At 45.5% G+C, this 21,836-nt stretch carries 19 protein-coding genes; 12 read left to right on the top strand and 7 right to left on the bottom strand.

Features of this window, described 5'->3' with window-relative positions; genetic code table 11:
• The first annotated feature begins 65 nt into the window (after positions 1-65).
• The 3 genes from F0220_RS04835 to F0220_RS04845 all read left to right on the top strand — a co-directional run bounded on the left by F0220_RS04835 (position 66) and on the right by F0220_RS04845 (position 2,447).
• On the top strand, positions 66-521 hold the full coding sequence (locus F0220_RS04835; RefSeq protein ID WP_091015919.1) for a GNAT family N-acetyltransferase: 456 nt from the start codon (positions 66-68) through the stop codon (positions 519-521).
• Between the two features lie 156 nt (positions 522-677).
• Positions 678-959, top strand: a complete 282-nt coding sequence (locus F0220_RS04840) for a hypothetical protein (protein WP_105601025.1) — start codon at positions 678-680, stop codon at positions 957-959.
• A 135-nt stretch (positions 960-1,094) separates the two neighbouring features.
• Positions 1,095-2,447, top strand: a complete 1,353-nt coding sequence (locus tag F0220_RS04845; protein ID WP_143786512.1) for an amino acid permease — start codon at positions 1,095-1,097, stop codon at positions 2,445-2,447.
• 103 nt (positions 2,448-2,550) lie between these two features.
• Here F0220_RS04845 and F0220_RS04850 read toward each other — a convergent pair whose 3' ends face one another.
• Both F0220_RS04850 and F0220_RS04855 read right to left on the bottom strand, forming a co-directional pair.
• On the bottom strand, positions 2,551-3,525 hold the full coding sequence (locus F0220_RS04850) for an alpha/beta hydrolase (protein WP_105601023.1): 975 nt from the start codon (positions 3,523-3,525) through the stop codon (positions 2,551-2,553).
• A complete protein-coding gene (locus F0220_RS04855; RefSeq protein ID WP_091015914.1) occupies positions 3,522-4,151 on the bottom strand; it encodes a TetR/AcrR family transcriptional regulator in 630 nt (209 codons plus the stop codon). The genes F0220_RS04850 and F0220_RS04855 overlap by 4 nt, the downstream gene beginning before the upstream one ends.
• A gap of 371 nt (positions 4,152-4,522) precedes the next feature.
• Here F0220_RS04855 and F0220_RS04860 point away from each other — a divergent pair, with 371 nt between their 5' ends.
• Positions 4,523-6,277, top strand: a complete 1,755-nt coding sequence (locus F0220_RS04860; protein ID WP_105601021.1) for a methyl-accepting chemotaxis protein — start codon at positions 4,523-4,525, stop codon at positions 6,275-6,277.
• A gap of 115 nt (positions 6,278-6,392) precedes the next feature.
• Here F0220_RS04860 and F0220_RS04865 read toward each other — a convergent pair whose 3' ends face one another.
• Positions 6,393-7,304 (bottom strand): LysR family transcriptional regulator, encoded by a 912-nt coding sequence (locus F0220_RS04865; protein ID WP_105601020.1) that lies wholly within the window; start codon positions 7,302-7,304, stop codon positions 6,393-6,395.
• A 116-nt stretch (positions 7,305-7,420) separates the two neighbouring features.
• On the opposite strand from F0220_RS04865, the gene F0220_RS04870 reads away from it, so the two are divergent.
• Positions 7,421-8,464: a 2,3-butanediol dehydrogenase gene (locus F0220_RS04870; protein ID WP_105601018.1), complete on the top strand. Its 1,044-nt coding sequence runs from the start codon at positions 7,421-7,423 to the stop codon at positions 8,462-8,464.
• A 189-nt stretch (positions 8,465-8,653) separates the two neighbouring features.
• On the opposite strand, the gene F0220_RS04875 is transcribed toward F0220_RS04870, so the two are convergent.
• Positions 8,654-9,166 carry a GNAT family N-acetyltransferase gene (locus tag F0220_RS04875; RefSeq protein WP_105601017.1) on the bottom strand — a complete coding sequence of 171 codons (513 nt, stop codon included), beginning with the start codon at positions 9,164-9,166 and terminating at the stop codon, positions 8,654-8,656.
• 129 nt (positions 9,167-9,295) lie between these two features.
• Positions 9,296-10,060, bottom strand: coding sequence for a helix-turn-helix transcriptional regulator (locus F0220_RS04880; RefSeq protein ID WP_105601015.1), 765 nt, complete (start codon positions 10,058-10,060; stop codon positions 9,296-9,298).
• A gap of 361 nt (positions 10,061-10,421) precedes the next feature.
• Between F0220_RS04880 and F0220_RS04885 the strand changes: the two genes are divergently transcribed.
• The 6 genes from F0220_RS04885 to F0220_RS04910 all read left to right on the top strand — a co-directional run bounded on the left by F0220_RS04885 (position 10,422) and on the right by F0220_RS04910 (position 18,398).
• Positions 10,422-12,743, top strand: coding sequence for a beta-L-arabinofuranosidase domain-containing protein (locus F0220_RS04885; protein WP_149846282.1), 2,322 nt, complete (start codon positions 10,422-10,424; stop codon positions 12,741-12,743).
• An 82-nt stretch (positions 12,744-12,825) separates the two neighbouring features.
• Positions 12,826-13,392: a Uma2 family endonuclease gene (locus F0220_RS04890; protein ID WP_149846283.1), complete on the top strand. Its 567-nt coding sequence runs from the start codon at positions 12,826-12,828 to the stop codon at positions 13,390-13,392.
• Positions 13,393-13,786: 394 nt separating this feature from the next.
• Positions 13,787-14,518, top strand: coding sequence for a hypothetical protein (locus tag F0220_RS04895; RefSeq protein WP_091016231.1), 732 nt, complete (start codon positions 13,787-13,789; stop codon positions 14,516-14,518).
• A gap of 12 nt (positions 14,519-14,530) precedes the next feature.
• Positions 14,531-16,219, top strand: a complete 1,689-nt coding sequence (locus F0220_RS04900) for a vWA domain-containing protein (protein WP_105601011.1) — start codon at positions 14,531-14,533, stop codon at positions 16,217-16,219.
• A gap of 19 nt (positions 16,220-16,238) precedes the next feature.
• Positions 16,239-17,378 carry a toxic anion resistance protein gene (locus tag F0220_RS04905; protein ID WP_091015899.1) on the top strand — a complete coding sequence of 380 codons (1,140 nt, stop codon included), beginning with the start codon at positions 16,239-16,241 and terminating at the stop codon, positions 17,376-17,378.
• 273 nt (positions 17,379-17,651) lie between these two features.
• Positions 17,652-18,398 carry an SH3 domain-containing protein gene (locus F0220_RS04910; RefSeq protein WP_105601008.1) on the top strand — a complete coding sequence of 249 codons (747 nt, stop codon included), beginning with the start codon at positions 17,652-17,654 and terminating at the stop codon, positions 18,396-18,398.
• Between the two features lie 266 nt (positions 18,399-18,664).
• Here F0220_RS04910 and F0220_RS04915 read toward each other — a convergent pair whose 3' ends face one another.
• Positions 18,665-19,264 carry a TetR/AcrR family transcriptional regulator gene (locus F0220_RS04915; protein ID WP_105601006.1) on the bottom strand — a complete coding sequence of 200 codons (600 nt, stop codon included), beginning with the start codon at positions 19,262-19,264 and terminating at the stop codon, positions 18,665-18,667.
• 192 nt (positions 19,265-19,456) lie between these two features.
• Here F0220_RS04915 and F0220_RS04920 point away from each other — a divergent pair, with 192 nt between their 5' ends.
• Entirely contained in the window at positions 19,457-20,215 is a 759-nt protein-coding gene (locus F0220_RS04920; RefSeq protein ID WP_074093664.1) for an SDR family oxidoreductase, read from the top strand.
• 169 nt (positions 20,216-20,384) lie between these two features.
• On the opposite strand, the gene F0220_RS04925 is transcribed toward F0220_RS04920, so the two are convergent.
• Positions 20,385-21,419 carry a LacI family DNA-binding transcriptional regulator gene (locus tag F0220_RS04925; protein WP_105601005.1) on the bottom strand — a complete coding sequence of 345 codons (1,035 nt, stop codon included), beginning with the start codon at positions 21,417-21,419 and terminating at the stop codon, positions 20,385-20,387.
• Between the last annotated feature and the right edge of the window lie 417 nt (positions 21,420-21,836).

A 21,836-nucleotide genomic window follows, 5' to 3' on the forward strand; every position in this document is an offset into this window, starting at 1 on the left:
ATATGAGTTAATCGATATACATTCAGTGATAGAACCAATAAAAATGTCGGCAGGAGTGATACGTTTTGGAGATCAAAGTGGATGATTTAACTGGAGTACAAGTGAAGACATTAATTGCAGAGCACTTGCAAGGGATGGCAGCGGATTCGCCTCCGGAGAGTATTCATGCGTTGAATCTGGATGGGCTTAAGAAACCTGAAATTACATTCTGGTGTGCGTGGGAAGGGGAAGACTTGCTCGGTTGCGGGGCTATCAAAGAACTTGATCCAGCGCATGCAGAATTGAAATCGATGCGTACCGCTTCGGCTCATCTGAGAAAAGGCGTAGCAAGAAAAATTTTGGCCCACATTATGGACGTTGCTGTAGAACGTGGTTATAAGCGAGTCAGTCTGGAGACGGGCTCCATGGATTCGTTTATTCCGGCACGGAAGTTGTACGAAGACTTCGGATTCGAATATTGCGAACCATTCGCGGATTATACATTGGACCCAAACAGCGCATTTATGACGAAAACAATCTAAATGGATTTACGTGAGAAACCAGTATTCTGTTTTTTACAGGATACTGGTTTTTTATTTTTTGCAACATATCGTACATTTTTAAAGTTGGAAAAGGAGTAGAATACACGCAATGATGTAACATGGACCATGCTATGAAAAGGGTGGAGGGAGCCGTGGATGATATATTGGTGGTTGGATCAGATGAATCCGCTGTTTGCCGTCTTGGTGTTATGTCCTATAATTGCTGTGGTGCTTGGAGTAGGCAGTTATTTTGCCAAATGGTTTAGACTCTGGGTAGCGCTAGTTATTTCTTTTATGTTGCCTTTGTTGTATATCGCGAGTGATCTTTCAACATTGGGTAGTAACATAGGCGCTTGGTTCATCTATGGGGCAGGGTATAGTTTGATCAGCTGGGTTGTATACAGATTGCTTCATGCCATTGTGGGGTATAAAACATAGATTATGTCCGTATGCTTGGGATGAATTGGCCATAAGGAACTACTGGGCTGATTGATGAACAATAGGGTATACTGGACATTATGTCTATGAAACAAGACAGCAGTACAGACGTTTTTTACATCAGGAGGATTTGAATTGGCTCAGACAGAAGGAACACTACAGAAGAAGCTTAAACCAAGACACATCAGTTTTATGGCTATGGGTGGTGTCATTGGAACAGGGATTTTCAAAGGCAGTGCAGAGACGATCGGACTCGCAGGTCCGGGCGTTATTGTCACGTACATTTTTGCTGGATTATTGCTGCTGGTTGTTATGGCCGCGATGGCAGAGATGGCTACGGTGTACAAGAACAAAAATATGAAAGATTTCGTGCAGGAGGCATTTGGTAGCCGAGTATCCTTTGTTATGGGATGGATGTATTGCTTTCTGTGGTTATCGGTATGTGTCATTGAGGTGATTGCTGCCGGGAGCTTTTTGCAGTATTGGTTCACGGAAGTACCGCTGTGGATGCTGAGTCTGGCTTGTGCGGCGTTCATTATACTCGTTAATCTGTTAAGTGTAGGTGTGTTCGGGGAATTTGAGTTTTGGCTGGCCGGAATCAAAATTGCCATGATCATTATTTTTATCTTCCTGGGTGCCGGGTTGATCTTTGGCATTATCCCAAGTGATAACACTCCATATCTGCAAAATTATACGCAAGCAGGCGGGTTCTTCCCGAACGGATGGTCATCGATTTTCTCGGCACTGCTTGTGGTCATGTTCTCTTATGGGGGATCGGAGCTGATTGGTCTGACCCTGACCGAGACGGAGAATGCAGAAAAAGTGATGCCCAAAATCGTGGGCAATTTCATGCTCAGAATTATTCTGTTCTTCACCTTGCCAATTCTCATCATCTGTGGTCTTATCCCATGGAATGAAATTGGGCCGGAGAGCAGTCCGTTTGTACAGGTGCTCGCCTCCACGGGACTGCCGGGAGCAGCACACATAATGAACTTCATTTTGGTGACGGCAGTTCTGTCTGCTGCAAATTCAGGGATCTATGGTGCATCCCGGATGATGCACTCCATGGCAGTGGGCGGGGAAGCTCCGAAGGCATTGTCAAAGACGAATCGCAACGGTAGCCCTATTAACACACTTCTGGTGTGCTCAGTAGTTTTGCTCGGAGGTTCCTTGCTTGGCCTGTTCGCGCAGGATCAACTGTTCCGTGTATTGCTCGCAGTTCCGGGGTTTGTCGTGATTCTTGTGTGGATCTGTATTGCCTCATCCCAGTTGAAACTGCGGAAGAAATATCCGGTTCAACCGACCTTCAAAGTTTGGGGATTCCCTTATATAACCGGAGTCGTGGTACTATGTCTCAGTGTGATTGCGGTGATGTTTGTGTTTGATGAGGGTAATCGGTTCAGCATTAGCATCTGTCTTGCCGTGCTCGCGGTGCTGATCATCTGGTCCCTGATTCGATTCAGAAAGATGAATGGACGGACCGTTTAGTATTTGTAATATATAGATGTACGATAATACGTAACAAAGAACATCCCGGCGGTGGTATTCGAGCCGGGATGTTCTTTGTGTTAATAGTTTTTTGGTATTCAATTTATTGTCCTACATACTTATCCATAAAGTGATCTACTCTTTGGAAATAATCAGTAGGATAATGATTAATCGCATCAATGTGTTCCGTATTTTGAGGATACCATACTTCTGCATTGGGATTATTTTTTAAGGACTCATAGATCTTTTCTGTATTTTTATAACTTATTTGCTGATCCCCAGTACCGTGAATGAGCATAACGGGCTTGTCTTGCATCTTTTTAACCGCGTCCATGGGTGATACGGAATCGAGATCAACGTTAAAGACCCAATCCGCCATCCATGTCGATGTATAACTGAAAGGGAATGCAGGTAAACCTGAGAAGAATGGCAGGCCCTCTCTCAGAAATAAACCGGCATTACGAAATGGACTATCTGCAATTACAGCCTGGATATCATCACTTTCACTTGTGGCCAGTAGAGAAGTAGCAGCCCCCATAGAGAAGCCGATAACTCCAATATGGTCTCCCGCATGATCTCTGGATTTTAGATAGTCTACAGCCCCAAATAAATCGTATTTCTCATGTAGTCCCAGCGTAATCAAATTCCCATCGGACTTACCCTGTGAGCTGAGATCAAAGGCCAGTACGTTATACCCCTTTGGAACGAAATGTTCTACCAACTTGGGAGTACGACCTTTGACTAAACGATTACTCGTATACCCATGCACGACAATAATTGTTTTGTTACTTGCTGTGCCTGAAGATATACTCGCTGGAAAGAAAGTTCCTCGAATCGTATTATCATTTTTCATACTCTTGAATTCGACTTCTTCGTAAGGTGTTTTCTCCATATTCAACTCGTAGCTGACATTGGTATCTCGTGGATGGTGTAATAACGTGTCTACTACTTTATAGGATACAAAGAATACAAGAGAGACAATAAGCACAAGTGCTATCCCCAGGCCCCATAATAGTTTCTTGTGTTTCTTCATACGACCTTTAAAGGTCAGAACAGGGGGTAAAGATGATTGACTCATTGAGATTCCTCCAGTGTTTCTTCGTGTTGTATGGGTGCAAACAGATAAAAGGCATGTCCCTTCAGATTCTCCCACTCAGGATGATGAAGGATGTCATCTCCGAGAGTTAAAGCTACTCCATTCAAAAAAGAGATATAACTTCGAGAGATCATCGCTGGAGAGAAGTTTTTGTTGAACTCCCCCATGGCTTGTCCCTTTGTATAGACAGATTCAATCGTATCGGTCATTATTTTAATGCTTTCAAGAACCTTCTGTGTAAGTTCGGGAAATCGGGTTCGTTGCCCCAAGACAGATTGAACAAGTCGCAGCTCATTGGTATAGAAGTAAATATGACTGAATTGTTCTTCTACCATGTTTTTAATCAGCGTACCTGGTGTTCCTTTTTGTTGTAGAGAAGCAAGTGATTTCTTCTGAATATCATCAAGCGGTTCAAGTACAGCGGCATGGAACAGAGCTTCTTTGCTTGGGAAGTATTGAAAGATGGTTCCGGAAGTTACTCCTGCAGTTTTTGCAATAATAGCCGTTGTGGTATTGGAATATCCGCCTTCGGCAAACAGGATCACGGCTTCTTTTAGGATTCGTTTACGCCGCTCGAGTCTCTTTTCCTCATTAACCGGTCTGGCCAAATGAATTCTCCTCTCATCATTACAATTAATTAATTAACTGATCAATTAATTAATAATATAACTGAATTAATTCCTTATGGCAATAGTAAGTTGTCCATTCATTTGCTGAAAGGATTTTAACTAGAAGTGGTTACAAGACAAAGGTATATATTGCAGGTTCTGTTGGGAAAAAAACTAAAATTATGCCTAGATGTAGTTTCTGCTAACAAATCTACCACATCCATGATAGCGTTTTTATGATAACCCAATATTATCTTGCCTAATTCGACATATTCGTTTACTATTTTCCCATACTTAGTGCTTCAAGCATGTGTTTTTTGGGTATCGCCTAGTCAAAAAGGCTTGGGTTCACGGGAGAGGAAGAGGAGCGGATGATCGGTTTTTTTAGGAAACGTTTGGTTGTACGCATTGTTGCAGTCGTTACACTGGCCATGACGATTATAGCTGTTGGCAGCATGCTGTTACAGGTGGCCAATATGAAGCTGGCTGCGCAGGAGGCCATATCGAGTTACAATATCCAGATTGCTCAGAGTTATGTGAATCAGCTGGATACCGCATCTTATGCCGAGTTTGCCAAGAATCCCAAGGAGAATGACGCGTTCTTGAAGATTCGTGATGAGCTGGATGATTTTCGCGTAAGTATCGGGGCCATGTATGTCTATTTCGTCAAAATAGATGACAAAGGTACGCCACTTATTATGGTGGACGGCATGAAGGATGCAGATAAAGCCTCACCGATTAATGAAGTGACGGATGTCCCTCAGGAGGCTGTACAGAAGCTGTTGCAGGGGCAAACAGCCAGTTCTTCAATCATTAACAACGAGGAGTATGGCGACTATATTTCCTCTTATGCTCCTTTGCTCGATAGTAACGGCGCTGTAACAGGTGTCATTGGTATCGATACGGCGGTATCGGTGATCGGAAGCATTGAGTCAGATATTATGAAGTCGAGTATTCCCTTTTATGCCTTATTGCTACTAATTACCCTTATAGGTATTGCCGTTGTCATGTGGTTTATCGTAAGGGGACTGCGACCACTTCAACCGCTGAAGGCGAGTGTGGAAAAAATGGCGCAGGGTGAGCTTGCAGAAGCCAACCAAATTTTGACGTCGTATCGTTTGAAAAGCAAAGATGAGATTGGAACCACATATCAAGCGATGATACATATGTCCGGCAACTTGAATAAGATCGTCAGTAACATGGTTGAAGGCGTGGCAGTAACCACAAATATTTTATCAGACTCAACCAAACAATTTAATCGCAGTACCGAAGAGATGCTTGAGATGAGCAAGACGGTTGATCAGTCAGTCGAACAGATTAGACAAGGGGCGCATACGCAGAAGCAGGGTGCGAGCGATAGTGCGAATGCGATGGAGGAGATTGCAAAAGGCATAACGGACATTTCCGAATCCTCCATGATTGTATCGGATGCGGCAACAAGTGCGCTTTCTACGGCGGAGTCAGGTAAACAGAGCATGACACTGATGAAAACACAGATGGAGAGCATCTCACATGTCTCAAGTGAAGTTGTAGCGATGGTTCATGTGCTGAACAACTACTCCCAGGAAATTGGTGGTGCCCTGCACACGGTTCGTGATTTTGCGAGTCAGACGAAGCTGCTTGCGCTTAATGCATCCATAGAGGCAGCACATGCAGGAGAACATGGCAAAGGTTTTGCGGTTGTGGCGGATGAAGTTCGGAAGCTTGCTGAGGCCTCAAGCACATCCATGGAACGGATCTCCGACTTGCTGCTTCGTATTCAACAAGAATCACAACAGATTGGCTCACAGATGGGGGTTACTGCAACCGAGATTGGACAAGGGGTTACAATTACCGCAGAAGCGGAGCAAGCTTTCGCTCATGTCGTTGATGCGTTCCAACTGGTGACCCGTCGCATTCAGGAAGTCTCCGCTGCGGCAGAGGAAATCTCTGCAGGTTCGGAAGAGGCTGCAGCCTCTGTCAATACGATCTCGCAGATCTCAGCCGGAGTGTCGGATCATTCGGATGAAATCTATCGCTTGATGCGTGAACAGTCGGCTATGTTCAGCAGGGTGGCGCAGACTTCCACCATGCTGGAGCAGCAGACCAACGAGATGAGCGAAGCCGTACGTAAAGTTAAAGTATAGTTTGAGTAAGGTGTAGTAATAGTAACGCAAGAGGTAGTCAGAAAAGTGTTCCGTTCCTGGAGAAGTTGGTGTGTATCCCAAACTTCCTTCAGAGGCGTGGAGCACTTTTTTAGATTTAAACTTTTAAATGATCCAGCTCTATCGCCTGTCTGAAGCGTTGGGCGAATCGTTCTGCAGCTACGGCGGACTCCTTGGACTCCGTCTGTACGAAGCCAATTTGCATTTTCGGTTGATCGATTCCAGTGATCTCTACCATCTTCACCAGACCTTCCTTCCATAATGGATTTTGGTAAAAGGAAAAGTCGTGACCAATCGTGGCGGCAATATCGTTTCGTAACACCATGTTGATGGCTTCTGAATTATTTGTTTTAAACAGAATGGACAGAGATCCATGATCATAAGTGAATTCCCTGATGAAGTCTTCGATGAAACCATCTCGATAGAGTGCCAGCTTGTGTTCTTTTAATTGATCAGGTGAAACACGGCTGTGTTTGGCAAGTTCAGACAGGTGATGAGTACCAACTACCAGCTTGCCCGAGTACATGGGAGTGAAGTGAAGTCCATCGAATTCCCGCAATTGTTTGGCATAGATCGCGATAAAGCCCAGATGGGTTTTGTTACTCCGAATATCCTCGATAATTTCCATGGACCCTTTCTCTTCAATCGAGATGTTAAGTTGGGGGTGCTCACGCTTCATATCTGCAGCAGACTGGACAAGATAGGGCATGACACTTGGAAAAGTAGCCACATGAAGCTCTCCGCTAAGAGAGGAGGTTTCTGCGTTCAGGGATTTCAATTCATCAATCCGCTGCAAAATGTCCAGTGCCTTGGCAATGAATTGTTTGCCTTCGGGAGTGGGGTGAGTTCCCTGCCGCGAGCGTTCGAACAGGATAATGCCCAATTCTTTCTCCAGACGATGAACCGATTGGCTGATCGCCGATTGTGTGACATGCAGATGCTCCGAGGCGGCGGAGAATGATTGCGTTTTTGCAATTTCAACGACATATTCGAGCTGTTCCAGATTCATGAGTTCATCTCCGTTTAGCATTAATACAACTAATGTTAACATTAGTATCTATAAATATGAATAATACATGAACAGCGATATAATATATAGACAATCATATAAAGGGGATGAACTTCATGAAAGCAGCAGTATGGTATGCCCATAAAGACGTGCGTGTGGAAGAACGGGAGGTTCCGGTCGCTCAAGGGGGTCAGGTCAAAATCAAAGTGGAATATGCAGGGATCTGCGGCAGTGACTTGCATGCCTATCATCATGGTGTGGGCATTCAAGAAGGTGAGAATCATCCGCTCTCAGGACAGAAAGCGCCGCTGACATTGGGTCATGAATTTGCAGGAACCGTGAGTGAATTGGGGAGTAATGTAAGCGGTATCAGTATAGGGGATCGAGTCGTGGTAGAGCCGTTGTACCATTGTGGAACATGTGAGTACTGTATCCAGGGGCGTTATAACCAGTGTACTCAATTTGGATTCGTTGGACTGAATGGTGATGGTGGTTTTGCGGAGTATGTTGTTGTTGAATCCTACATGGTTCATCCCATACCGGATAACGTAACTTTCGAAGAAGGCGCGCTCGTTGAGCCTACGGCAGTAGCCTTTCACGCGGTTCGTCATAGCAAGCTGAAAGTAGGTAACAAAGTGGCCGTATACGGAGCCGGTCCAATTGGATTATTGACGATTCTGTCTGCCAAAGCAGCAGGAGCCTCTGAAATCTATGCAGTCGATGTATTTGAGGAACGTTTGGACTTGGCAGTCAAGCTGGGAGCCATTCCGGTGAACAGTGCCAAAGTCAATGCAACCGAAGTGATTTTGCAGCAATCGGGCGGCATTGATGTGGCCTATGAAGCAGCGGGTGTGCAACCAACGATGGATAGCGCCATTGCGGTTGTCAAAAAAGGTGGAGAAGTTGTTGTCATTGCAGCAATTCCGAACCCGCTTCAAGTGAACTTCTTCGATCTTCTGGTGAAGGAAGCGAACCTGACAGCAACGTTGGCCTATCGTCACATTTTCCCTGAAGTGATTTCATTGATTGCGGAAGGATCGCTTGATGTGAAACAGGTCATCACCAAAAAAATCAAACTGGACGACATCGTGCAGGAAGGACTTGAACTGTTAATGACCGACAAGAGCCATGCGAAGATTTTGGTGGAGATTGGCGACTAAAAACCGTTCGCTAACGAAGATAGATTTTCATATCAACGTAATTGAAGTATAAGTTTTAGATCGCGAAAAAGACCGATCATCCGTATGAATGGTCTTTTTCGCGTTATTCAAGTAGAACAGTCATCTTTCACTAGCTACTCTTTATGAATCAATTCTGCTGATCGCGGTTCGCTAAGCTAATACCCAACACTAGGAATCATAACGGTAGCAGATCGCCTTACCCCCGCTACTCTCGGAGCTGAATTCCTCATCCTCATAGAATCCGAAACGCTCATATAAACGGATGGCATTGACCATCTGACCGCCCGTATATAAATACACCGTATTTTTGCCCATTTCCTTGGCAGATTCCACGCATTGTTGGAGCAATTCTCTGGCGATTCCATGACCTCTCCATTTGGGATCAACACCTAACAGCCGAATAAACGGATAATCGATTGGTAATTCAAAGTCTGGATAAGCCTTGCGCGCTGTTTCGAATAATTGGACTGTACCGACAATCTGATCATCAATCTTGGCGATCCATAATTGTGTCAGGTACGGATTAACCACAGACTCTCGAATATCTTTTAGGTAGGCCTCCCAGCGTTCATTTTGCTCAAAAGTCTCCCGATACTCGGCGTAACTTGCAATAAGGATATCTACAATCTCTGGATGGTCCGTTTCTGTGGCAGGATGGATCGTAACGGCAGCCGTTGTCATCTAATAATTCCCCTTCTCTTATGGGTTAAGTATGGAATATCGTTTTCTTGCATTTTACCATAACGGATTCAATCCGATTGATTCAAATATTCTATAGTAAACTCAGTCATTTCTATAGATCAAAGCATATCAGCGATTGAGCTGTGTGGAATACAGATGATTGCGATATTCGGTTGGCGTATTGCCTTCGTATTGCTTGAACATGCGCAGGAACAGCTTGTAATCGGAGAAGCCGCACTGTCCGGCAATTTCTTTTACACTGGCATTGGTGTTCAGCAGCAGCTGTTTCGCCCGGCGAATACGTTCGGTGAGGATATAGGTTTTGAGTCCAGTACCTTTCTCGCGCTTCACCATTTTGGAAATATAGTCTTTGTTAAAATTAAAATTTTCTGCAATCTGACTCACCGTGATGTTTGTATGCAGATGAATATCGACCCACTTGCAGATATGGTCCACAATCGCATTGTGCGGGCGATAATCGGCCTCTATATTACGCTCCAGTTCTCTGAACAACAATAGCAATGCAGCGTCGGCTTCCTCCGGTGAGAAGGATGACACATGCAGCAGCTGCTTAAACAACTGATTGGCCATGGAAGGTACCTGAATGGTGGCATGTGTCCTAAACTGGTTGAAATCTGCCAACATGGCATCATAGTGAACCCAGTAGAAGCTGACGGGGGCGTCGCTGATTTGGTAGCCATAGTGGGTGCGACCCGCGCGCAGAAACAACAGATCGTTGGCACGAACTACATATTGTTCCTCTTCTTCCGCGATGTACATCTCACCTTCCAGCATCAAAATGATCTCATGCACAGGCATGCTGCGTCTCATGTGGCTCCAGTTGCCTTCGGATATGAACTTGCCGCACAGGTAATGTTCCAGTGGCTTTTGCATAGGACGGATTTATCCACCTTTTCTTGGATTATGAGTCTGATGTAATTATATTTTATTTGATAATATGGGGATATTCAAGCTCGGAAGTGGATTGTTGAGTATTGGACATATGGAACAGAACACGGATTTTACCCCTTAAGAATGAATGGATATCTATATAAGTTGAACTAAGATAACGGAGAGGACAGAAAAAACCTGAAAAAGCGAAGCGTTCGCCTTTATCCCTGGATTTTCCCTTGAGAAAGGGGATCAAAAAAATCTGGGGATAACAGCGATTGGAAGGTTATTCTGTCATCGTAGTGTCAGTGTAAATAATCTTTAGTTCAACTTATCTATTACATCCCGAGAAGGAGTGAGTGTCATGATTGATACGAAAAAAGGATTTCTGGGACCGGAACATGTAGATCTGTTAAATGGAGTGTTCCAAACATCACAAGAGGTGGGGGAGCGTTACCTGTTATCGCTGGATATTGATCGATTCCTGGCTCCATGCTTCGAAGCTCATGGTTTACCTGCCCGAAAAGAGCGTTACGCGGGTTGGGAGGCACGTACCATCAGCGGACATTCCCTCGGACATTATCTGTCTGCCCTGGCTGTGACGTATCAGGCAACCGGGAATATCACGTTAAAAGAAAGACTGGATTATGCTGTCACCGAACTGGCGAGAATCCAACAGACCACGGGGAGCGGGTATATCGGTGGTTTGTCCGAAGAACCTTTCCACATGGCTTTTCGAGCAGAGAATATCGGTGGGTTCAACATCGGTGAATACTGGGTTCCCTGGTACAGTGTGCACAAAATCTATCGCGGCCTGATTGATGCGTACAAACTCACTGGTAACGGACAGGCACTTGATGTAGTTACTCGATTTGCAGACTGGGCGGTAGAAGGTTTGCTCCCGATGACAGAAGAACAGATGCAGACGATGCTTCAAAGTGAACACGGGGGCATGAATGAAGTATTTGCACACTTGTATGGGATCACGGGCAAAGCCTTATACCTTGAGATCGCCAATAAGTTTACCCATCAATTGATCCTGAGACCCTTGGAACACAAGCAGGACGATCTTCAAGGCAGACACGCCAATACTCAGATTCCCAAAGTGATCGGTGCTGCCGAAATCTACAATCAGGATCATACCCATGAGAGTTACCGGACAGCGGCAGAGTTTTTCTGGAACACCACGGTGCATCATCGTTCTTATGTATTTGGTGCGACGAGCATTTCGGAGCATTACGAAGCAAAGGGCATGGAGAGTCTCGGGATCAAAACAGGAGAGAGCTGTTGTACTCACAACATGTTGCATCTAACGAAGCAACTCTTCGCCTGGAATCACGATAGTGCCTACATGGACTATTATGAAAACGCCATCTATAATCATATCCTCGGCACGCAGGACCCCGATACGGGGAACAAAACATATTTTGCATCAACGCTACAAGGCCACTACAAAATCTATGGTACTCACGATACCGCCTGGTGGTGCTGCACAGGATCAGGCATGGAGAACCCGGGCAAATATGCCGAGGCCATCTATTTTGAGAATGAACAAGACCTGTACGTCAACCTGTATATCGCTTCCCAACTGGATTGGGCGTCACAGGGATTATCCCTGAAGCTTGAAACCGACTTTCCTTATTCGGAAAAGGTGACCCTGACGATCACCGGAGGCAGCGCCTCGGCTCATCTAAGATTACGCGTACCCTCATGGCTGCAAGAGCCAATGACGGCAACGGTTAACGGGGATACGGAACATCCGTATACACGGATGGAACCCGGCTATCTGTCCATCGACCGCATCTGGTCTGCGGGCGATGTCATCACAATCACCCTGCCGATGTCACTTCGCCAGTACACCTCCCGGGATGATGCCCACAAGGTGGCATTCCTGTACGGCCCGATTGTACTCGCCGGTGCACTGGGAAACGAGGGTCTTCCAGAGGATACGATTGTGGATGAAACAGCACTGAATCCCAAGACCGCACCCGTACCTGTGATCTGGACGGAGCAGGAGGATGTACAAGAGTGGATCAAGGTTGTAGATGCAGACACGTTAACATTCGAACTTAGCAAGGATGTCACTTCCACAGGTGAAGCCGTGAAACTCATTCCGTTCTATGATGTGCATCATGAATTTTATACCGTGTATTGGCCGTTTAACGATGAAGGTGATGCGCTCGAGAAAGAGTTGAACGATATCACGATCGACAGGGTTCAGGCTGACGGTCAGCAGGATGAGATTGGACATCAACTTGATAGCAACTGCCGTGGGGAGCATCACAACGGTTCAACCACAGATGGCCGTAAGAAGTTGCATATGTGGCGAGAGGCTTTTGGCATCAGTGGAGCTTACTTCAGTTATCAACTGGCAGTGGACCACGCCGCAACCAATTATTTATGTGTGGCCTATTGGGGTGGAGATCATTCCCCGTTTGAGCGGGAAGGTACGTTATATGAGAGACAATTCACCATTACCATGGATGGAACACTCATTGGAGAGCAGCGAATTCATATGAACAAGATTGGCGACGTGTTCTATGTGACATATGATATTCCTGAGAGCGTAACATCAGGTAAAGACAGCGTTAAGGTCATGTTCCAGGCGAAGGGCGACAATGGCTGTGCCGGGAAAGTCGTAGAGGTACGTACTACACGAAGCAAACCGGAATCTCTCTTTGCGTAATAAGAGGCATGGTGTGAAAAGGCGCAAACACAATGTTATAATGAAAATAAATTACGGTTAGGTGAAAGAGGAGGTTGGAAGTGTGGCAAAACCCGATAATAAAGGTACTTATAACTTTCAGGATTGGTTAACTTGGGAGGGGGCATGGGAATTAATTAACGGCAAAGCTTTTAATATGTCTCCAGCACCCACTTCATTGCACCAGTTTATTGTGGGTGAGCTGCACTTCTCTTTGCGGACTTTTTTTCAGAATCGGAAATGTTTCGTGTTTGTTGCCCCTTTTGATGTGTATTTTAGCGAAAATGAACAATATGACCTGCCAGATCAAGTTGTACAGCCTGATTTATCGGTGGTTTGCTCCAAAGACCAGATATCTAAGAATGGCTGTAACGGTGCACCTTCTTTAATTATCGAGGTGTTATCGCCTTCGACTGCGCTAAAGGATTTTAACGAAAAATTTAACTTGTATCAGAAATACGGCGTGAACGAATACTGGATTGTTGACCCCGGGAATCAAACCGTCCATGTGTACACGTTGGAGGATGGCAGTTACCAGACCCGTCATCTGTATACAGAGCAGGAAACGATTATATCTGTCTTGTATCCTGAATTGCACATTCCGCTGGATTCGTTGTTCAAGCTCAGGTAGTGGAAACTAAAAAAAGTGAACCAACGCATAAGGGACGAAACCGGATGATTTCCGATTCGTCCTTTTTGCAGTACTATTTTTCAGACAAGTCTTATATAAAAAATGACACGCATAGCTATTTTCCACGTATTACCTGATAACATTTCTTCTCCACAATCTGCTGTTTGAAAAGACGTACTTCTACGGATTGACCACCAAATTTCCTGCCTAGTTCCACGTTGTCCCTGAAAATATGAAATGGGATAAGCCCAAACCACGTATATTATGAGTATTCGAATATCCAATGTTATCCACCTGAGAGCGTTAACATCATGTACAATAAGAAGAAGTTGATCAGGAAAATTACGACATGAGGCACCAATATATAACATGAAAGGAGGTCGGATGATTGAACATGATCAAGTACATAAAATTATTGGGATTAATCCTCGGTATTGTGGCTGTGAATGTTCTGGCATTCTCACCCGGCTTTATCGGGCTGAATTTCGGGGAGGGTGCATTCACAACTGCGCTATCCGTTACCCTGTTGTTCGGTAGTGCAATGGCACTTTTATATGGCAGTTATACCTTGTTGTTGAGGCAGCCGATAGTCCTGCCCGTGAAGCATATCGAAACACATGAAGATTATGTGGAAGCTTTATCTTTTTATAGACGCATCAAGGTCCTCGAAGAAGATATTACGCTGGGGCTGTCCCAACTTAGCCGGATGAAAAAGAAGAAAGAAACACTCTTGAATGTGCTTCATCAGCGGTTTGATCCGGGGGAACTAAGCTACAAAAAATTCGCATCGGTCACGCTGGAAGTGGAGAAGCTGTTGTACCTGAATATCCGCAGTGTGCTGAACCGGTTGAATGTATTTGATGAAGCCGACTATGCCAACATGATGAAATCCAAATCCTCAAACCTTCCCCAAAAACTTTTTCAGGAAAAAACCAAGGTATACAACGATTATCTGTCTTATGTGAAGAATGCATTACACACCAATGAGGAAATTTTGCTCAAGCTTGATCAGTTGTTATTGGAGATTTCACGCCTCGACAGCTTTGAAGCCGGAGATATTGAACAGATGCCTTGTATGCAGGAGATTGATCAGTTAATCAAGCACACCAAATTATACAGACAGTGAGGGGTTGCTCGTATGGCCAAGAAGGGAAAGTTTTTTTTCATATCGATTGTAATGCTGGTACTCGTATTTGGTCTGGTCTATGCAGGGATTACACTGACGTCGAACTTTGGCAAGTCGACCACACAGGTGAGCACAGAGAATGCAGGTAAGGAACTGGGCAAACTGTACGCGGACATTGCACCAGCAACGGCAGAACCGGTCAAAGGACAGATTGATCTCGATCCGGTCGATGTGGCGGAATCACTGCCGGATATCTCCAAATTCGCAATTGCCGTAGAGAATACAACGAATGATTACGTCGAAATTTTCTCTTCCCCAGAGAAGTCGGGCAGCGGGGTAGACGGCTGGTTAACCGAGGTGGGCGAGGAATTCAACAAAGCGAATATCAGCGTTGGTGGAAAACCGGTATCGGTCAAAATCCGCAACATTGCCTCCGGAACCGCTACCGATTATATCAAGTCGGGCAAGTATATACCGGATGCATTCACACCTTCCAATGAACTGTGGGGCGAGATGGTTGAGGCCAGTGGGGTGAAGACAGAGATGGTCTCCAAGCGATTGGTTGGGAATGTTCCTGGTATTGTCATTTCTAAAGCCAAGTATGATGCACTGGTTGATACCTATGGCTCCGTTAATGTAAAAACCGTAACCGAAGCGATTGCCAACAATGAACTCGCGATGGGATATACCGATCCATTTGCCAGCTCCACCGGACTGAACTTTCTGGTGACTGCACTGAATACGTATGATAGCGCCAATCCGTTGGGAGAGAAGGCGATTGAGGGATTTGAGAAATTCCAGACGAATGTTCCGTTTACGGCCTCGACAACCATTCAGATGCGGGAAGCGGCCAAGTCAGGCAGACTGGATGCCTTTGTACTCGAATACCAGACGTATGTGAATACCGCTGATCTCAAGAGTGGTTACGTCTTTACACCTTTTGGCGTGAGACATGACAGTCCGCTGTATGCATTGGGACAATTGCCGCAGAACAAACAGGAGATTATCCAGAAGTTTGCGGAATTCGTAACCCAGGCGAAGTACCAACAATCAGCGGAAGAGTTTGGTTTCAACGGGTTGCAGGATTACAAATCCGAACTGGCCACCGTGGATGGCGGCACGTTGTTGTCTGCACAGAAAGTATGGAAAGAAAAGAAAAACGGCAGCAAACCGATTGCCGCGGTGTTCGTGACGGATGTATCCGGAAGCATGGACGGCGAACCGCTTAACCGACTGAAGGAGTCCCTGCGCAAAGGTCAGAAGTACCTGGGTACAGACAACAGTATTGGCTTGGTCTCTTACTCCAGTGGGGTAACCGTGAATCTGCCCATTGCCAAGTATGATACGAACCAGCAGTCCATGTTTGTCGGAACAGTGGATAGTCTGCAAGCTGGCGGAGGGACGGCGACCTTTGACGGGATCGTGGTAGCGATGAAGATGCTGGAAGATTACATGGCTGCTAATCCAAACGTGAAGCCTTTAATCTTTGTCCTGAGTGATGGCGAGACCAATGAAGGTCACACCCTGAAGGATATTCGGGATCTGGTCGAGACGTACCAAGTGCCGATCTATACGATTGGGTACAACGCAGACATCAAGGCTCTGGAGAGCATCTCCAGTATTAACGAAGCGGCAAGCATCAATGCCGATACCGATGATGTCGTGTACAAGATCGGTAACCTGTTTAACGTACAGATGTAATCTAAAGGGGGAACTATAGATGTCATTTTCAATGGAAATACCGAGCCACAAGGAAATTCAGAAGGTGATTGAAGAAGAGGTGAAACCCGTGCCCGCCGAGGTCGCGGAGCTTCAACAAGTGGCCGATGCCAACGTAGAGATGATTATGACACTGGATCTCGAATCCCTGGAAAAACGCAAAGAGATTCTGCAATCCATTGACGGCTTTGGTATGAACACGATGAGATCCTCTTCCGAGAAAAACGCCTTGCTTCAAGTCTCCGTTGGACATCTGTCCAAGACGGGAGACGAGGGCGGTCAGGTCGCCAAAGGTTTGACCGAGCTGCATATGCAACTGAAGGATCTCGACCCAAGTGTGGTTGATTTCGCCAAGACCGGCTTCCTCGGGAAATTATTCAATCCGCTTCGCGCCTATTTCCTGAAATACCAGAAGGCTGACGCAGTCATCGCTGACATCGTAACCTCCTTGGATAAAGGCAGATCCACCCTGCGTAATGATAATACAACGCTGGAGATTGAACAGCAGAACCTGCGGGAACTCACCAAACGACTGCAAAAGGAGATTCAGCTTGGCGTACTCATGGATGAGTCCATCGACGCGCAGATTGAAGCGGCCAAGGTCCGCAATGAGGACCCCGAGAAAGTCCGCTTTATTACAGAGGAAGTACTGTTCCCGCTCCGTCAGCGGGTCATGGACCTGCAACAAATGCTGGTCGTGAACCAGCAGGGTATCATGGCGATTGAAGTGGTCATTCGCAATAATAAGGAACTGATTCGAGGGGTAGATCGGGCGAAAAATGTAACGATCTCAGCACTGAAAATTGCCGTTACCGTAGCGAGTGCTCTCTATAATCAGAAGATTGTATTGCAGAAGATTGAGTTGTTGAACCAGACAACCAACGATCTGATCGCGGGTACATCCAAAATGCTCAAAGATCAGGGAATTGCCATCCAGAAGCAGGCATATGAAGCCAGCATTTCCGTGGATACGATGAAACAGGCGTTCACCGATGTGTTGTCAGCACTCGATTCGATTAGTCTTTATAAGCAGGAAGCCCTGCCTAGAATGCGCGAGACGATTAACCAGTTCCGTGAACTTGCGGATACCGGAGAGCAGCAGATTCAGCGTTTGGAGAAAGGGCAGAAGCTGGGGCTGTAATGAGCAGATTAAGGCCAAGGACATAATCTGAAGGAAAAGACTCCCAAGGGAGTCTTTTTTTGATACCGTTTTTGCATAATTCATGGTATTGCTCCGCGTACCGAATTTCGACGAACAGAATCATTCCGAACTACCTGTTGTAGATGGGGAGCTGCTTGTTGTTTTAATCCAACCACTGATGGAATCTCCATATACAATTATAGCCAATTGGATTAAAATTAAAGAGGTTTATAGTCGGGCAATTGGACTAAATATATACAGAAATAGAGGGATATGATGAAGGGTCAGAAGGTGTTTGCCATACTGCTGGGAGCGACTGTTGTATTGAGCGGTTGTGGCGGGATTGAGATTACGATTAAGGAAGAAGGGAAGAGCCAAGAATTACAGGAGACAACCAAACCAGTTGTACAGTCAGACGTAGTTCAAAGCGGAGAGCAGGTAGAGTTAGCGGTTGACTCGAAGAGCGAAGCTCAAAAGGAAGTTAACAAGGTTCAAGAAGATACGGCTCAGGAAATAACAGTAGAGAAACCTAAGGAAGAAGCAAGCTACGCTGTGGCTGAGACGTCGGCAGAACAAAGTATTGATTATCTGAAGCCAACGTCATCAGAAATAAATCTACGCGTAGCACCTAGTATCAATGCAAGATCAGTAGGTATCCTATACCAAGACGATGAAGCTGTATATCTGCACCGCAAAAATTTTGATCCCACGGACGGGCGTACCTGGTATCAGGTAAGTATTTCGGATGGAAGCATCGGATGGGTGAGCAGTAAAGTGGTGAAGCAATCGGATGGTCGTTATTACGAAGGAAATGCGTACTCCATATCTAAAGCCCAGTTCATGACCGTATCGGTGGCCCATGCCAATATGCGAGATATACCTTCGATTAACGGATCTGCAGTTGCCGTTGTGGACAAAGGAGATCAGTTGGAACACTGGGGCGGTTCCGTCTATGATCCATCAGATGGGTCGTACATGGTACGAAGTGTGGACAAGAGATGGGAAGTACGGATGGATTAGTGGCAAAGTAATCACTTGGTAGACGGAATACTAGGATTTTATATACCAAGTTTACAAGAGATACATATTAGCATTTTGCTACATTTAAACAGTCTAAACGGACCAGAGCTAGAGGAGCACCAGCTTCTTTGCTGAATTTACTCACTAGGATATGAGAAATACGTATATGGAAGATACATCCGCGAACTTACGGTTGAATGAGGGTAACCTGCCGATTCAACCGTTCTTTTTATTTTAACAATATGGAACTGCTAAGAAGGAGAATTCTATACAGGGGGACGCTTTAAAGTGTTGTCAGGCTTGTAATGAATGATCTTGAATAACTCCTCGGCCATGTAGACGGGACTATGCTTGAAATCCTGTCTGATCCACTCCATGATCATGCCAAATATCGCATGAGACTGGTAGCTTGCCAACAGTTCATGGTTAATGTGCTGCGGGAAGATATGATTTAGATCCTGTAAGGAGAGATCGCGAAGAACATCACAGATCATGCGCTGAAAGTTGGAGGAAGCCTCCGATTTAACAACCAGTGTATAGAATTGTGCGTGCTGGTGCACATGTTCAAATATGGTGATCGCCGAAGATGGCATAAGATTGACCTCGAACTCTTCCATATCCTGATAAGGTTTGCGAAAAGAAGTCACCAGATCCTGAATCACATCATCGATGATTTCGTTGAACAGGTCTTCTTTGTACTGATAATGCCTGTAGAAAGTACCTCGATTCAGGTCGGCGCGCTGGACAATATCCGTGATGGAAATTTCTTTAAAGGGATGTTTTTGCATCAACTGGATGAGAGCATCCTTCAGCGCAGCTTTTGATTTCTTGATTCTTCGGTCCATCGAATTCGGAGTTTCAGACATCTTTTTTCCTCCTCGCGAGTTCACTTTATTAATTAAAGAACATTTGGGCTTAGTAGTGTTGTTTAACGTACAACTGGACAAGCTTTTACTGATTGAAGTGAAACGCTATGACTTATTATACTAAGGATAAGAGTTAATGAACATTTGTTTGTTAACTTATTGTAAACGAATACACAAAGGAGGATACATGGAATGAAACTTCAAGATAAAGTGGCAGTTGTTACAGGTGCTGGTTCAGGTATGGGGAAAGCGATCGCCACGTTGTACGCCCAAGAGGGTGCGAAAGTAGTCGTATCGGATATTAACGAGGAATCCGCACAGGCAGTAGTGAATGATATTAAGGCACAGGGCGGGGAAGCGATTGTGGTTCTGGCCAATGTAGCCAAAGAAGAAGATGTGCAGAATCTGATTGATACAACGGTGAGCACATACGGTACAGTAGATATTCTGATTAACAATGCGGGCATTATGGATGGTATGGAGCCTGCAGCGGATATAACGGATGAGAAGTGGGAGAGATTGTTCGCTGTGAACACAACCAGTGTGATGCGGACAACACGAAAAGTATTGCCGATCTTCCTGGAGAAACAAAAAGGCGTCATCGTGAACATTGCTTCGGCAGGTGGATTGCACGGCGGACGTGCAGGAGCAGCCTATACGGCTTCCAAACATGCGGTCGTGGGCTTCACTAAAAATACAGGGTATATGTATGCTGAGCAAGGCATTCGTTGTAATGCGATCGCTCCAGGTGCCGTGGCAACCAACATCAGCGCATCCATGGCTGGTATTAGCCCATACGGTGCAGGGCGGCAACAGCTGGGCATGGCAATCAACCCACGCATTGGGACGAGCGAAGAGATCGCCAAGGTGGCCTTGTTCCTTGGGTCGGACGAGTCCAGCTTCGTGAACGGAACCGTTGTTACAGCTGATGCAGGCTGGAGCTCTTATTAATCCGTTCAAGCGCAGTCGAGCATGGAGCACTGAAATGTGCGAACAGTCAGGAAGCCGCATAATCATATGCGGCTTCTTTTTTTGTGTTACTCCGAAAACGGTGGACCCACAGTGTCATATCCCGTATTGGGACAAACGTTTGCATTACTACACGGATGCTCGAAATGGATCAAATTGAGGGTGGCTTTGGTTTGGAAAAGAGTGAGGATTCGCGCACGATCAGACGATGGGGGATAATGACCGGATTATGAGGTTGTGGTTCCCCGCTTAGAATTTTCAACAATACCTGAACGGCTGTATAGCCCAGCTGATAGGTTCCAATGTCTATAGAACTTAAGGGTGGTGAAGCCAGCTCCGATAGTGCAATATTGTTAAAACTGACCACGCTGATATCCTCAGGCACCAGATAATGAAGCTCGGCAAGAGCTCTCAGTACCCCAAAGGCCACATTGTCATCAATGACAACGATTGCGGTGGGTCTGTTCGGCAAGGACATGAACAGCGACATCGCCCTGAATCCACTTTCCTGCAGAAATTCGCCTTCCACAATCCAGTCACTATCGGCATCCAGCCCGGCTTGGGCAAGCGCTTTTTGGTATCCTAACATGCGATCATGCGATAACGTAATGTCCGGTGGGCCGCTGACAAATCCGATTCGCGTATGCCCTTGGGCGATCAGATGATGTGTCGCATCATAAGCAGTCTGTACATTATCGTTATCCACCATGGGGGCATTGGGATGAGCTTCACTGCGACCGATTAACACAAAAGGAAACTTTTCCGCTTCCAAAAATGTGATGATGGGATCGTCTCGTTTGGACCCAAGCAACAGAATGCCATCCACTCTACGACCATGAACAAGGCGGGATATCGCGTGCAGTTCATTGTCTGATGAAGTTTCAGTAGTTAGCAGCAATTCATAATTCATACGCGTGGCATGTGTAATAATACCTCGCAGCAGTTCCCCGAAAAAGTAATTCTGGAACAATTCTTCAGCAGGACGTGGAAGCATAATGCCAAGAGTATGTGTTGTCTTGGAAACCAGGCTCTTCGCCATGATGTTGGGATGGTAGTTTAATTCCTTCATGATTTGCTTCACTTTGAGAGACGTCTTGGTGCTGATTCTGGGATGGTTTGAAATCACCCGTGACACTGTAGAAGGGGAAACACCCGCCAATTTGGCAATATCCTTGATCGTAATCATGTAAAAAATCCCTTCTGAACAATCGTATAAATATCCTCCTATGGTAATCCAAAGGATACGATAAATCAATTGCTAACTGCCAAATATGAGATGCACAGGAAGTAAAATAAAGGAAGAAAGAGTCTGAACAAGGAAACAGGAAATTACTGTAGGTAAAAGAGGTAAATTGGTTAAAATTGAGCAAATATGGCTTGTGCAAACGTTTGTGCAAAGAAAGTACAGTATTGTATGATGTGATTGTTATTGTAGCGCTTACATCTGTGGATTTACATACTTCTCGACTAGTTTACCCCTACATATTGAACGGAGGAGTCATCTTGTCTTCCATTTGAGCAAACGTTTGTACAAAAGTGAACATGGAATGCAAAACCTGACAACATACGCAGACAAAAGGGTGAAAAGCGCGAACATTGTTGG

Source organism: Paenibacillus sp. 37, assembly GCF_008386395.1.
Taxonomy (GTDB): Bacteria; Bacillota; Bacilli; order Paenibacillales; family Paenibacillaceae; genus Paenibacillus; species Paenibacillus amylolyticus_B.

What these genes read in the sequence shown, in the direction of transcription:
- F0220_RS04840 (WP_105601025.1), top strand. Translation starts at nt 678, where the DNA reads ATGATATATTGGTGGTTGGATCAGATGAATCCGCTGTTTGCCGTCTTG.
- F0220_RS04850 (WP_105601023.1), bottom strand. Translation starts at nt 3,525, where the DNA reads ATGAGTCAATCATCTTTACCCCCTGTTCTGACCTTTAAAGGTCGTATG.
- F0220_RS04860 (WP_105601021.1), top strand. Translation starts at nt 4,523, where the DNA reads ATGATCGGTTTTTTTAGGAAACGTTTGGTTGTACGCATTGTTGCAGTC.
- F0220_RS04865 (WP_105601020.1), bottom strand. Translation starts at nt 7,304, where the DNA reads ATGAATCTGGAACAGCTCGAATATGTCGTTGAAATTGCAAAAACGCAA.
- F0220_RS04870 (WP_105601018.1), top strand. Translation starts at nt 7,421, where the DNA reads ATGAAAGCAGCAGTATGGTATGCCCATAAAGACGTGCGTGTGGAAGAA.
- F0220_RS04875 (WP_105601017.1), bottom strand. Translation starts at nt 9,166, where the DNA reads ATGACAACGGCTGCCGTTACGATCCATCCTGCCACAGAAACGGACCAT.
- F0220_RS04880 (WP_105601015.1), bottom strand. Translation starts at nt 10,060, where the DNA reads ATGCAAAAGCCACTGGAACATTACCTGTGCGGCAAGTTCATATCCGAA.
- F0220_RS04885 (WP_149846282.1), top strand. Translation starts at nt 10,422, where the DNA reads ATGATTGATACGAAAAAAGGATTTCTGGGACCGGAACATGTAGATCTG.
- F0220_RS04895 (WP_091016231.1), top strand. Translation starts at nt 13,787, where the DNA reads ATGATCAAGTACATAAAATTATTGGGATTAATCCTCGGTATTGTGGCT.
- F0220_RS04900 (WP_105601011.1), top strand. Translation starts at nt 14,531, where the DNA reads ATGGCCAAGAAGGGAAAGTTTTTTTTCATATCGATTGTAATGCTGGTA.
- F0220_RS04905 (WP_091015899.1), top strand. Translation starts at nt 16,239, where the DNA reads ATGTCATTTTCAATGGAAATACCGAGCCACAAGGAAATTCAGAAGGTG.
- F0220_RS04910 (WP_105601008.1), top strand. Translation starts at nt 17,652, where the DNA reads ATGATGAAGGGTCAGAAGGTGTTTGCCATACTGCTGGGAGCGACTGTT.
- F0220_RS04915 (WP_105601006.1), bottom strand. Translation starts at nt 19,264, where the DNA reads ATGTCTGAAACTCCGAATTCGATGGACCGAAGAATCAAGAAATCAAAA.
- F0220_RS04920 (WP_074093664.1), top strand. Translation starts at nt 19,457, where the DNA reads ATGAAACTTCAAGATAAAGTGGCAGTTGTTACAGGTGCTGGTTCAGGT.
- F0220_RS04925 (WP_105601005.1), bottom strand. Translation starts at nt 21,419, where the DNA reads ATGATTACGATCAAGGATATTGCCAAATTGGCGGGTGTTTCCCCTTCT.